Origin of the sequence: Variovorax atrisoli (assembly GCF_014195185.1) — a bacterium.
Classification (GTDB): domain Bacteria; phylum Pseudomonadota; class Gammaproteobacteria; order Burkholderiales; family Burkholderiaceae_C; genus Variovorax; species Variovorax atrisoli.
Genome location: NZ_JACIBG010000008.1, coordinates 48289 through 60824 on the forward strand (window position 1 = coordinate 48289; position 12536 = coordinate 60824).

Consider the following 12536-nt stretch of genomic DNA (forward strand, 5'->3'; position numbering starts at 1 on the left):
TGCTCCCTCTCCCCAAGGGCGAGGGAGAAGGAAAGCGTGGTCATGCGGGCTGCAGCGCGCGAACGAACGCGCCGCGCAGGCCATGCAGCAGCCGCTCATGCCACTTCGGGTTCTGCACCACCTCCGCCCGGTAGAAGCTCGGGCACAGCGTGGCCGCATGCGCATTCGCGCCGCACAGGCCGCAGCCCACGCAGCCGTCGATCACGGTGGCCACGGGGTCCACCTTCAGCGGATCGGGGTTGTCGCGCAGCGTGAGCGTGGGGCAGCCCGACAGGCGGATGCAGGCGTGGTCGCCGTTGCACACGTCCTCGTCGACGCCGTACTTCACGCGCACCACGCGCTCGCCTTTCTTCAGCAGGCTGGCGATCCAGGGCTTGATGCGGCGCTGGCGCTCCAGCTGGCATTCACCCTCGGCGATCACCACCTTCAGCCCGTCGAAGTCGCTGGTGAGCGCCTCGGTCAGCGTCTTGCGCATGAGCTCCACGTCGTAGGTGGTGACGGTGCGCATCCACTGCACGCCCAGGCCCTTGAGCGTGGCCTCGATGGTCTGGTTCTTGTCGACCAGGCTCTGCTGCTTGTCCTCGGCGCGTTCCTTGATCTCGTCGTCGGGCGTGGAGATGATGTCCTGCGTGCCGGTGGCCGAGGTGTAGCCGTTCTTGAAGATCAGCAGCACCGCGTCGTCGCCGTTGAAGAGCGCGCTCTGCACGCCGGTGAGCAGCCCGTTGTGCCAGAAGCCCCCGTCTCCCATGATCGAGAGCGTGCGCCGGTTCATCATCGGCGCCACGCCCGCGCGGCTCGCGAGGCTCATGCCGTAGCCCAGGATGGAGTGGCCCATCGAGAAGGGCTCGAAGGTGCCGAAGGCATGGCAGCCGATGTCGGCGGCCACGTGCACCGGCCCGGTCTCCTGCTGCGCGAGCTTGAGGGCGGAGAACACCGGCCGCTCCGGGCAGCCGACGCAGAAGCTCGGCGGCCGGTTGGGCAGCGGCGAGCTCAGCCGGCGGGCCACGGCCTCGCGGCGCTCGCGGTTGCCCGCCAGCCAGGCCTGGGCCGAGGAGGATGCCTCGTCCGCCTCGATGTACTTCGCTGCGAAGGCGCCGATGCCGCCGGAGAGCACCTCCACGCCGTACTCGCCCGCGGAGGGCAGCATGTCCTTGCCGTGCAGCGGGGTCTGGATGTCGCGCCGGCGCAGCAGCGTGGCGATGTCCTGCTCGATGTACTCGGGCTGGCCTTCCTCCACCACCAGCACCGCGCGCTTGCCCACGCAGAAGTCGGCGACCTGCTCGGGCACCAGCGGGTAGGTCACGTTGAGCACGAGGATCGGGATGTCCGTCTCGCCGAAGGCATCGGCCAGCCCGTGCTGCTGCAGGCTGCGGATCAGCGCGTTGTAGAGCCCGCCTTGCACCACGATGCCGAGGTCGGCATGGCGCAGCCCGGGCATCAGTTCGTTGAGGCCGTGCTCGGCGATGTAGCGGCGCGCGGCCGGAATGCGTGCCTTGCCCTTGAGTTTCTCGTGCCTGAAGGTGACGGGCGGGTGTGCGAGGCGCATGTAGTCGAAGCCGGCGGGCTCCTCCATCAGCGCGCGGGTGGAGACGGCGGGCCGCACGTTGTCCTTGCACTCGAAGCTGCCGCGCACGTGGCAGGTGCGGATGCGCAGCTCCATCAGGCAGGGCATGTTCGAGCTTTCCGAGAGGCGGAAGCCCTCCTCCACCATGCGCACCATCACGCCGAGGTCGGGCCTGGGGTCGAGCAGGCACATGCTCGACTTGAGTGCGTAGGCGTGTGTGCGCTCCTGGATCACGCTGGCGCCTTCGCCGTAGTCCTCGCCCACCACGATGAGCACGCCGCCTGTCACGCCCGGCGACGACAGGTTCGACAGCGCGTCGGCCGCCACGTTGGTGCCGACGATGGACTTCCACGTCACGGCGCCGCGCAGCGGGTAGTGGATGGAGGCGCCGAGCATCGCCGCGGCCGAGGCCTCGTTGGAGCAGGCCTCGACGTGCACGCCCAGCTCGTCCATGTAGGCCTTGCCCTGGACCATCACGTCGAGCAGGTGCGAGACGGGCGCGCCCTGGTAGCCGCCGACGTAGGCCACGCCCGACTGCAGCAGGCCCTTGGTGATCGCGAGGATGCCCTCGCCGTGGAAGGTGTCGCCCGCACCGAGGCGCAGCATCTCCACTTCCTTGCTGAATGAAACTTCCATCTTGTCTCTGTCTCTTCTTTGTTCTGGGGCCCGATGGGGTTCTGGGGGGCCGGTGGGGAAACGGGAGTGTGGTCGGCGGTGCGCCATACCTCAATAAAATGAGGCAGCTATCCAATATGAACACGGTGCATATCGACACGGTCGACCTCAACCTGCTGCGGCTCTTCGACGCGGTCTACCGCGCGCGCAACGTGAGCCGCGCGGCCGAGGCGCTCGGCCTGACGCAGCCGGCGGCCAGCCACGGCCTGACCCGGCTGCGCCTGCTGCTGGGCGATGCGCTGTTCACCCGCACCCCCGGCGGCGTGGCGCCCACGCCGCGCGCCGACCGCCTGGCGGTGGCCGTGCAGGCGGCGCTGGCCACGCTGGAAAGGGCGCTGCACGAGCCCGACCGCTTCGAGCCGCAGGTGTCGCGCAAGACCTTCCGCATCCACATGAGCGACATCGGCGAAGGGCGCTTCCTGCCCGCGCTGATGGCGCGGCTGCGCGAGCTGTCGCCCGGCGTGCGGGTCGAGACGATGCCGCTGGCGCCGGGCGACATCGCCGCCGGCCTCGACAGCGGCAAGGTCGACTTCGCCTTCGGCTTCCTGCCCGGGGTGAAGGACACCCAGCGTGCCCAGTTGCTGAAGGACCGCTACATCGTGCTGCTGCGCAAGGACCACCCCTTCGTCAGGCGCAGGCGCAGCGGGCAGGCGCTGCTGGAGGCCCTGCAGGAGCTCGACTACGTGGCGGTGCGCACGCATGCCGAGACGCTGCGCATCCTGCAGCTGCTCAACCTGGAAGACCGGCTGCGGCTGACGACGGAGCACTTCATGGTGCTGCCGGCCATCGTGCGCGCGACCGACCTCGCCGTGGTGATGCCGCGCAACATCGCGCGCGGCTTCGCGCAGGAGGGCGGCTACGCCATCGTCGAGCCACCCTTTCCGCTGCGCGACTTCACCGTGTCGCTGCACTGGAGCAAGCGCTTCGAGGCCGACCCGGGCAACCGCTGGCTCAGGCAGGTCATCACCGAGCTGTTCTCCGAGCGGGCGTAGCCGGCCCCCGCCTGTCGCGGGCCGGCAGAAAAGAAGCGGGCGACGGCCAACGTTTTTCCGGGGACGGACGTTGAACGTTCATTCCCTGGTCAGGCTCGCCGTGCCACCATCCGCCCCACATGAAGAAACTCATCCCCTCGTTCCTGCGACACGTAGGCCCCGGCGTCGTCACCGGAGCGGCCGACGACGACCCGTCGGGCATTGCCACCTATACCCAGGCCGGCGCCCAGTTCGGCACCGGGCTGCTGTGGACGGTGTTCCTGTCGCTGCCCTTCATGGTGGCGATCCAGCTGGTGTCGGCGCGCATCGGGCGGGTCACGGGCAAGGGCGTGGCGGCCAACCTGCGCGAGCACATGCCGCGCGGCTTCCTGATCGTGCTGGTGTCGCTGCTGGTGGTGGCCAACACCATCAACATCGCGGCCGACATCGCCGCGATGGGCGAGGCGCTGCAGCTGGTGGTCGGCGGCGGGGCGCACTTCCACGCGCTGGTGTTCGGCGTGGTGACGGTGCTGCTGCAGGTGTTCGTTCCCTACCGCAAGCTGGCGCACATCCTCAAGTGGCTCACGCTCACGCTGTTCGCCTATGTGGCGGCGGTGTTCTCGGTGCAGGTGCCCTGGGCGCAGGTGCTGCACGACCTGGTGGTGCCCAGGCTGCAGTGGCGCGGCGACTACTGGATGATGATCGTGGCGCTGCTGGGCACCACCATCTCCCCGTACCTCTTCTTCTGGCAGGCCTCGCAGGAGGTGGAGGAGCTGCGGCTCAAGGGCGGGCGCAAGGGCTCCGAGCAGGAGGTGCGGCACGACCTGAAGCGGGTGCGGCTCGATACCTGGATGGGCATGACCTTCTCCAACCTGATCGCCTTCTTCGTGATGGTGGTGGGTGCGGCGGTGCTGTATGCGGGCGGGGTGCACGACGTGACCTCCGCCGCCCAGGCCGCCGAGGCGCTGCGCCCGCTGGCCGGCGACTTCGCGTTCCTGCTGTTCGCCGGCGGCATCATCGCCACCGGGCTGCTGGCCGTTCCGGTGCTCGCGTCCTCGGCCGCCTATGCGGTGGCCGAGGCCTTCGGCTGGGAAGAGGGGCTGGAGCGGCACTGGCGCGAGGCCAAGGAGTTCTACGCGATCATCGCCGTGGCCACGCTGGTGGGCACGGCGCTCGACTTCACGCCGATCGACCCGATGAAGGCGCTCTACTGGAGCGCCGTCATCAACGGCGTGGTGGCCGTGCCGATCATGGCGGCCATGATGATCCTCGTGACCCGCGAGAAGGTCATGGGCGTCTTCACCTCGGGCCGCCGCACCCGCTGGCTGGGCTGGGGCGGCACCGCGCTGATGGGCTTCGCCGCGCTGATGATGGGGTGGGACCTGGTGCGCTGAAGAGGGCCCCGGACGGGGCGCGGTATTCTCGGAGCCCGCTTTCTCGCGTTTTTCGCTTCCCGTTCCCCGCTCCCGCCGTCTTCCCCGCTCCCGAATGCCCGTTCCGTCCTTAGCGCTGCACGTTTTCCGCGCGCGCCTCTCCCACCCTGTGCTTCCTTCCGCCGCACCCTGAGGCCTCCTGCGGTGCAAGCGATCCTTTCCCAGGCCGGCCCCGTGCTGGTCTTCATGGCCTGCGTGGCGCTGGCCACCTACGCGCAGAACCTCACCGGCTTCGCGTTCAGCCTGATCCTGCTCGGGCTGGTGTCGGTGCTGCACGTCGCCAGCGTGAGCGATACGGCCAACGCGGCCACCGTCCTGAGCCTCATCAACGCCTGGACGTATTTCCGCGCCCGGCCGGGCGTGGTGCCCTGGCAGCTGATGAAGCCGGCGCTCAACGGCAGCACGGTGGGCGTGATCGTCGGCCTGATGCTGCTGACCTGGCTCAGCGGCGGCGCGGTCGACTGGCTGCGCGGGCTGCTGGGCGTGTCGATCCTGGGCTGCGCGGTGCTGCTGGTGCTGCAGGCCAGGCCTCTGCCGGCGGTGTCGGGGCGCGCGAGCTTCGCGCTGATCGGGGGGCTGTCGGGCGTGCTGGGCGGGCTGTTCTCGAGCTCGGGGCCGCCCATCGTCTTCCACATGTACCGCCAGCCGCTGGACCGCGAGCTGGTGCGGCGCGCGCTGCTGCTGATGTTCGCCTTCAACTCGCTGGTGCGGCTGGTGATCGTGGTGCCCACGGGGCATTTCTCGCTGCGCTCGGCACTGCTGGCCGGCTGCGCGATGCCCGTGGTCTACGGGGTGACGCGGCTGCACCACCGCCTGCCCAACAGGCTGCAGCCGCGCACGCTCAAGTGGCTGGTCGGCGGGCTGCTCGCGGTGGCTGGCTCGACACTGGTGGCCACCGCCTGGGTGGCCATCGCGCAGCGCTGAACCCCGCCCCGGTGCCGCGCCGAGATCGCCGAGTGGCCCGGGAATTGCAACCCCCACGCAAGGGTTTCCCCGTACGTGGCATACCGGCCCCCACATACGCGTTATGGGCACCCGCGTATGCAAGAGGCCGGACAAGCCGCTAACGTCCATGACTGACCCACGAAGGGTCGCCCACGAGCCCTAAAAGCATGAGCACCGACAGCAGCAAGATTCAACCGATCCGCTTCTTCCATCGCGGAAAGATCGTCGACGTCACCGGCGTCCATCCGACCCGTTCCGTGCTCGACTGGCTGCGCGAGGACGCCCGCTGCACCGGCACCAAGGAAGGCTGCAACGAAGGCGACTGCGGCGCCTGCACCGTCGTCATCGGCGAACTGGCCACCGACCCCCAGGCCCCCGGCACCATCGACGGCCTGAGCCTGCAGACCGTCAACGCCTGCATCCAGTTCCTGCCCACGCTGCACGGCAAGGCCCTGTTCACGGTCGAAGACCTCAAGGCGCAGGCGCAGTGCCTGCCGAAGACGCAGACCGGCAGCAACGGCAAGCACGCGGTGCACACGCTGCACCCCGTCCAGCAGGCCATGGTCGACTGCCACGGCTCCCAGTGCGGCTTCTGCACGCCCGGCTTCGTGATGTCGCTGTGGGCCAGCTACGAGCACCACCAGGCCGAAGGCACCCAGCCCACCCGCCAGCAGCTGGCCGACGAGCTCTCGGGCAACCTGTGCCGCTGCACCGGCTACCGTCCCATCCTCGACGCCGGCCAGCGCATGTTCGACCTGCCTGCCGTGCGCCTCGACACGAAGCCCGTGGTCGCCGCGCTCACCGCACTGAAGAACGAGGGCTTCGACTACGCCGCGCCGCTGGGCGCGCGCATCGACCACTTCCACGCCCCGAAGACGCTGGCCCAGCTCGCCGCCCTGCGCGAGCAGAAGCCGCGCGCGCAGCTGCTGGCCGGCTCCACCGACGTGGGCCTGTGGGTCAACAAGCAGTTCCGCGACCTGGGCGACATCATCTACGTGGGCGACGTGGCCGAGCTGAAGACCATCGAGGATCGCCCGGACAACGGTGGCGAGCTCTACATCGGCGCAGGCGCCTCGCTCGAATCCGCCTTCGCGGCGCTGGTGGAACGCGTGCCCAGCCTGGCCGAGGTGTGGCTGCGCTTCGCCTCGCCGCCGATCCGCCATGCCGGCACCATGGGCGGCAACGTGGCCAACGGCTCGCCCATCGGCGATTCGCCGCCGGTGCTGATGTCGCTGGACGCGCAGATCGAGCTGCGCCGCGGCGACGCCGTGCGCCGCATGCCGCTGCCCGATTTCTACCTGGACTACATGAAGAACCAGCTGCAGCCGGGCGAGTTCGTCCAGGGGCTGGCCATTCCGCATGACGCGATGAAGCGGCAGGTGCGCGCCTACAAGATCAGCAAGCGCTTCGACTGCGACATTTCGGCGCTGTGCGCGGGCTTCGCCATCGAGCTCGAGGCGGGCAGCGACACGGTGAAGGCCGTGCGCCTGGCCTTCGGCGGCATGGCCGCCGTGGTCAAGCGTGCCGCGAACGCCGAGGCCGCGCTGGTCGGCAAGCCGTGGACGCAGGCCAGCGTCGCCACCGCCAGGCTCGCGCTGGCTCAAGACTTCAAGCCGTTGTCGGACATGCGCGCATCGGCCGACTACCGGCTGCTGGTGGCGCAGAACCTCATCCAGCGCCTCTGGCTCGAAACGCGGGCGGAGGAGGCGTTGCCGATCGAGGAAACCAGCGTGTGGAGCGTGATGCCCCATGCCGTCAATGCGGCTGCGCAAGGAGTCTGACCATGAACAAACCCATCGACGCCCGCCTGCTGCAGCCCGCCGAGGCCTTTGCCGACTACCTGGCCAACACCGCCGCCCGCATCGACGTGGGCGCCGAAGCGCTGGCGCACGAGCGCGGCATGCGCGTGGGCATCAGCCGTCCGCACGAGTCGGCCCACCTGCACGTGGCCGGCGAGGCCACCTACATCGACGACATCCCCGAGCTCGCCGGCACGCTGCACTGCGCGCTGGGGCTTTCGCCGGCGGCGAACGGGCGCGTCACGGCGATCTCGCTGGACGTCATCCGCGCGATGCCGGGCGTGGTCGCGGTCATCACGGCCGACGACATTCCGGGCACCAACGACTGCGGCTCGATCATCCATGACGACCCGATCCTGCTGCCTGTGAACGACGGCGGGGAGATCCGCTACCTGGGCCAGCCGGTGTTCGCGGTGATCGCCGAGACCCGCGACGCCGCTCGCCGCGCCGCCGCGAAGGCCAAGGACGCGCTGACCATCGAGGCGCAGCCGCCCGTGCTCACGCCGCAGGCCGCGCACGAGCGCGGCCAGTACGTGGTGCCGCCGATGCACATCGTGCGCAGCGGCGGTGCCGCCAACGAGGGCGACGAGGCGGCCGTGCGCGCGGCCATCGCCGCGGCGCCGCACCGCCACAAGGCCACTTTCGACGTGGGCGGCCAGGAGCAGTTCTACCTGGAAGGCCAGATCAGCTACGCCATCCCGAAGGAAGGCGGCGCGCTGCACATCCACTGCTCCACGCAGCATCCGAGCGAGATGCAGCACCTGGTGGCGCATGCGCTGCACCTGCAGTCGAACGAGGTGCACGTCGAATGCCGGCGCATGGGCGGCGGCTTCGGTGGCAAGGAATCGCAATCGGCGCTCTTCGCCTGCGTGGCCGCCATCGCGGCGCGGCAGCTGCAGCGCCCGGTGAAGCTGCGGCTGGACCGCGACGACGACTTCATGGTCACCGGCCGGCGCCACTGCTTCTGGTACGAATACGAAGTGGGCTACGACGCCGAAGGCCGCATCCTGGGCGCGGAGATCACCATGGTCTCGCGCGCCGGCCACTCGGCCGACCTCTCGGGCCCGGTGATGACCCGCGCGCTGTGCCACTTCGACAACGCCTACTGGCTGCCCAACGTGGCCATGCACGGCTTCTCGGGCAAGACCAACACGCAGAGCAACACGGCCTTCCGCGGCTTCGGCGGCCCGCAGGGCGCCATCGCCATCGAGAACATCCTTGATTCGGTGGCGCGCGCACTGAAGCGCGATCCGCTGGACGTGCGGCGCGTCAACTTCTACGGCAAGACCGAAAACAACGTCACGCCGTACCGCCAGACCGTGACCGACAACATCGTCCACGAACTCGTGGCCGACCTGGAGGCCGGCAGCGACTACCGCGCGCGTCGCGAGGACATCGCCGCCTTCAACGCGAAGAGCCCGGTGCTCAAGCGCGGGCTGGCGCTGGCGCCGCTAAAGTTCGGCATCTCCTTCAACGTGAAGCACTTCAACCAGGCCGGCGCGCTGGTGCACGTGTACACCGACGGCTCGATCCTGGTGAACCATGGCGGCACCGAGATGGGGCAGGGCCTGAACACCAAGGTGGCCCAGGTGGTGGCGCACGAGCTCGGCGTGAGCTTCGAGCGCGTGCGCGTCACGGCCACCGACACGACCAAGGTGGCGAACACCTCGGCCACGGCCGCGTCGACCGGCGCCGACCTCAACGGCAAGGCGGCGCAGGACGCGGCGCGCCAGATCCGCGAGCGCCTGGCCGAATGCGCGGCCGAGCGCCACGGCGGCAAGGCGAGCGAAGTGCGCTTCGCCAACGACATGGTCGAGGTCAACGGCCGCTCGCTGGCCTTCAGCACCGTGGTGGGCGAGGCCTACCTCGACCGCAGGCAGCTGTGGTCCGACGGCTTCTACGCCACGCCCGGCCTGAGCTGGGACAAGGACAGGATGCAGGGCCGCCCGTTCTACTACTACGCCTACGGCGCGGCGGTGAGCGAGGTGATCGTGGACACGCTCACCGGCGAATGGAAGCTGCTGCGCGCCGACATCCTGCACGACGCGGGCAAGTCGCTGAACCCGGCGGTGGACATCGGCCAGGTCGAAGGCGCCTTCATCCAGGGCATGGGCTGGCTCACCACCGAGGAGCTGGTGTGGCATCCGCAAAGCGGCAAGCTCACCACGCACGCGCCCAGCACCTACAAGATCCCGACGGCCAACGACTGCCCGCCGGTGTTCAACGTGCGCCTGTTCGAGGGCCAGAACTTCGAGGACTCGATCCACCGCAGCAAGGCCGTGGGCGAGCCGCCGCTGCTGCTGCCGTTCTCGGTGTTCTTCGCGATCCGCGACGCGGTGTCGGCCGCGGGCGGCCACAGGGTCGATCCGCCGCTGAAGGCGCCGGCCACGAGCGAGTCGATCCTTCGTGCCATCACCGCTGTCCAGTCCGCATAGTCACTCGTAGACTTTGGCGCATGTCCAAGGTCCTCCCAATGCCACACGCCCCGATTCCATTCGCGAAACACCGCGGAACCGGCTTTGCCGGGCCGCTGGTGTTGCCCCCGGTAGGGGGTTGGCGAAGCGACACGAAGTGCGCGAAGACTGGGGGGGAGCCCCATGCGTGACCAGGCTCTTTTCGACAAGATCGATCTGCACCTCATCAGGGTGCTTCACACCGTGCTGACCGACCGCAGCGTCTCGCGGGCGGCCATCCGGCTGGGCATGTACCAGCCGGCGGTCTCGGCGGCGCTGAAGCGGCTGCGCGAACTCTCGGGCGATCCGCTGCTGGTGCGCTCGGGATCGGGCATGGTGCCCACCGACGCGGGGCTGCGCATGATCGAGCCGGCCGCCAGCATTCTGCGCGCGGCGGAGATGCTGTTCTCGGATGCGCGCGGCTTCGATCCGCAGTCGGCGGCCACCACCTTCCGCATCGCGGCCAGCGACTACATGGACCCGCTGTTCCTGCCGATGCTGGTGGCGCAGGTCAAGCGCGACGCGCCGCTGTGCCACATCGAGATCCATGCGCTCACGCCCGACTCGGACTACCACGGGCACCTGGCGCTCGGCCAGGTCGACCTGGTGATCGGCAACTGGCTCAAGCCCCCGGAAGACCTGCACATGGCGCGGCTCTTCGGGGACGACGTGGTCTCGCTGGTCAACAAGGACCATCCGGCGGTGCGCCGCGGCTGGGACCTGGAGACCTGGCTGGCGGCCGAGCACATCGCGCCAACGCCCATGCATCCGGGCGGACGCGGGATCATCGACCAGATGCTCGACGAGCTGGGGCGGCAGCGCAACATCACGGCGCGCTGCGCGCACTTCGGGCTGATCCCCGACATGGTGGCCTCCAGCCTGCTGGTGCTGACGACGGGACGCCAGTACTGCGAGCGCTTCGCCTCGCGGCTGCCGCTGAAGATCCTCGAATGCCCGGTGGCGCTGCCGCGCCTCATGTACTACCAGCTCTGGCACGAACGCACCCATTCGTCGAGCTCGGCGCGCTGGCTGCGCGAATGCATCAAGGAGGTGGCGGCGTCGCTGCGGCCTCCGGTTTCGGCCATACCCGGCGCACCCGGCACGACAGCGCGTCCGCCCGCCGCACCTGAAACCTCGGATCCCTGAGAGAACCCCGTTCGCGCCGGCGTCGTGAGCGGGGCAACGATGAAACCGCCACTACAACAGCTGGAGACAAGCGAATGAGTACGTTTGAACAGGCGCCGAAAGGCGCCGAGCCCCGCACGCCGGGGCATGTCGAGTCCGCGCGCCCGCGCGCGGCTGTGGGCAGCGCAAGCGGCTCGGGTCTGCTTGAACGCCTGTTCAAGCTCGATGCGCACAACACCACGGTGCGCACCGAAGTCATCGCGGGGCTGACCACCTTCCTGACGATGGCCTACATCATCTTCGTGAACCCGTCGATCCTGGGCGATGCGGGCATGCCCAAGGGCGCGGTCTTCGTGGCCACCTGCCTGATCGCGGCGCTGGGCACGCTGATCATGGGCCTGTACGCCAACTACCCGATCGCCATGGCGCCTGGCATGGGCCTGAACGCCTACTTCTCCTACGTGGTGGTGCTGGGCATGGGCTACACGTGGCAGGTGGCGCTGGGCGCCGTCTTCATCTCGGGCTGCCTGTTCCTGATCGTCACGGTCACCGGGCTGCGGGAGCTCTTCATACAGGGCATACCGCAGTCGCTGCGAACGGCGATCACGGTGGGCATCGGCATGTTCCTGGCGCTTATCGCACTGAAGAGCGCGGGCGTGGTGGCCGCATCGCCGGCCACCTTCGTGACCCTGGGCGACCTGCACTCGGCGCCGGTGATCCTGGCGACGCTGGGCTTCCTCATCATCGTGGCGCTGGACAAGCTGAAGGTGCGCGGCGCGATCCTGATCGGCATCATCACGGTGACGGTGCTCTCGTTCTTCTTCGGCGGCAACAAGTTCCACGGCGTGTTCGACGCGCCGCCGTCCATCGCGCCGACCTTCATGCAGCTGGACATCCTGGGCGCGCTCAAGGGCGGCATCCTGAACGTGGTGCTGGTGTTCTTCCTGGTCGAGATGTTCGACGCCACCGGCACGCTGATGGGCGTGGCCAAGCGCGCCGGCCTGCTGGTGCCGGGCAAGATGGAGCGCATGAACAAGGCGCTGCTGGCCGACAGCGGCGCGATCTTCGCGGGCTCGCTGCTCGGCACCTCGAGCACCACGGCCTACGTGGAGAGCGCGGCCGGCGTGCAGGCGGGCGGCCGCACCGGCCTCACGGCGGTGGTGGTTGCGCTGCTCTTCCTGGCCTGCCTGATGATCTCGCCGCTGGCGGGCTCGGTGCCGGCCTACGCCACCGCACCGGCGCTGCTGTTCGTGGGCTGCCTGATGCTGCGCGATCTGGTCGAGCTCGACTGGGAAGACACCACCGAGGTGATCCCGGCCGCGGTGACCGCGCTGGCCATGCCCTTCACCTACTCGATCGCCAACGGCCTGGCCTTCGGCTTCATCACCTACGCGGTGCTGAAGCTGTGCACCGGGCGGGCACGGGAAGTGCATGCGATGGTCTGGGTCATCGCAGCCGTGTTCCTTTTCAAATTCGCCTACATCGGCGGGCATTGAAATGACGGACTGAGGCAAGCGCCGTCGGGCGCCGATGGTCGCGGGGACGCCATTAGACTCATGGCCGTTCCCGCT

General features: G+C 69.1%; 8 protein-coding genes. 7 read left to right on the forward strand and 1 reads right to left on the reverse strand.

Features of this window, described 5'->3' with window-relative positions; translation table 11 throughout:
- Window positions 1-40 precede the first annotated feature (40 nt).
- Window positions 41-2200, reverse strand: a complete 2160-nt coding sequence (locus FHY06_RS25520; protein WP_184606740.1) for a thiamine pyrophosphate-dependent enzyme — start codon at window positions 2198-2200, stop codon at window positions 41-43.
- Window positions 2201-2316: 116 nt separating this feature from the next.
- On the opposite strand from FHY06_RS25520, the gene FHY06_RS25525 reads away from it, so the two are divergent.
- From FHY06_RS25525 to FHY06_RS25555, 7 genes are all read left to right on the forward strand, one after another.
- Window positions 2317-3231, forward strand: a complete 915-nt coding sequence (locus FHY06_RS25525) for a LysR family transcriptional regulator (RefSeq protein ID WP_026346422.1) — start codon at window positions 2317-2319, stop codon at window positions 3229-3231.
- A 119-nt stretch (window positions 3232-3350) separates the two neighbouring features.
- Window positions 3351-4604, forward strand: coding sequence for an NRAMP family divalent metal transporter (locus tag FHY06_RS25530; protein ID WP_019655101.1), 1254 nt, complete (start codon window positions 3351-3353; stop codon window positions 4602-4604).
- 183 nt (window positions 4605-4787) lie between these two features.
- Window positions 4788-5567: a sulfite exporter TauE/SafE family protein gene (locus FHY06_RS25535; RefSeq protein ID WP_019655102.1), complete on the forward strand. Its 780-nt coding sequence runs from the start codon at window positions 4788-4790 to the stop codon at window positions 5565-5567.
- A 188-nt stretch (window positions 5568-5755) separates the two neighbouring features.
- Window positions 5756-7369 carry a xanthine dehydrogenase small subunit gene (gene xdhA / locus FHY06_RS25540; protein ID WP_184606741.1) on the forward strand — a complete coding sequence of 538 codons (1614 nt, stop codon included), beginning with the start codon at window positions 5756-5758 and terminating at the stop codon, window positions 7367-7369.
- Between the two features lie 2 nt (window positions 7370-7371).
- Complete coding sequence (xdhB, locus tag FHY06_RS25545; RefSeq protein ID WP_184606742.1) at window positions 7372-9822, forward strand: xanthine dehydrogenase molybdopterin binding subunit; 2451 nt, start codon at window positions 7372-7374, stop codon at window positions 9820-9822.
- Window positions 9823-9984: 162 nt separating this feature from the next.
- Entirely contained in the window at window positions 9985-10986 is a 1002-nt protein-coding gene (locus FHY06_RS25550; protein ID WP_184606743.1) for a LysR family transcriptional regulator, read from the forward strand.
- Window positions 10987-11060: 74 nt separating this feature from the next.
- Window positions 11061-12461: an NCS2 family permease gene (locus FHY06_RS25555; RefSeq protein WP_019655106.1), complete on the forward strand. Its 1401-nt coding sequence runs from the start codon at window positions 11061-11063 to the stop codon at window positions 12459-12461.
- Window positions 12462-12536: the final 75 nt, after the last annotated feature.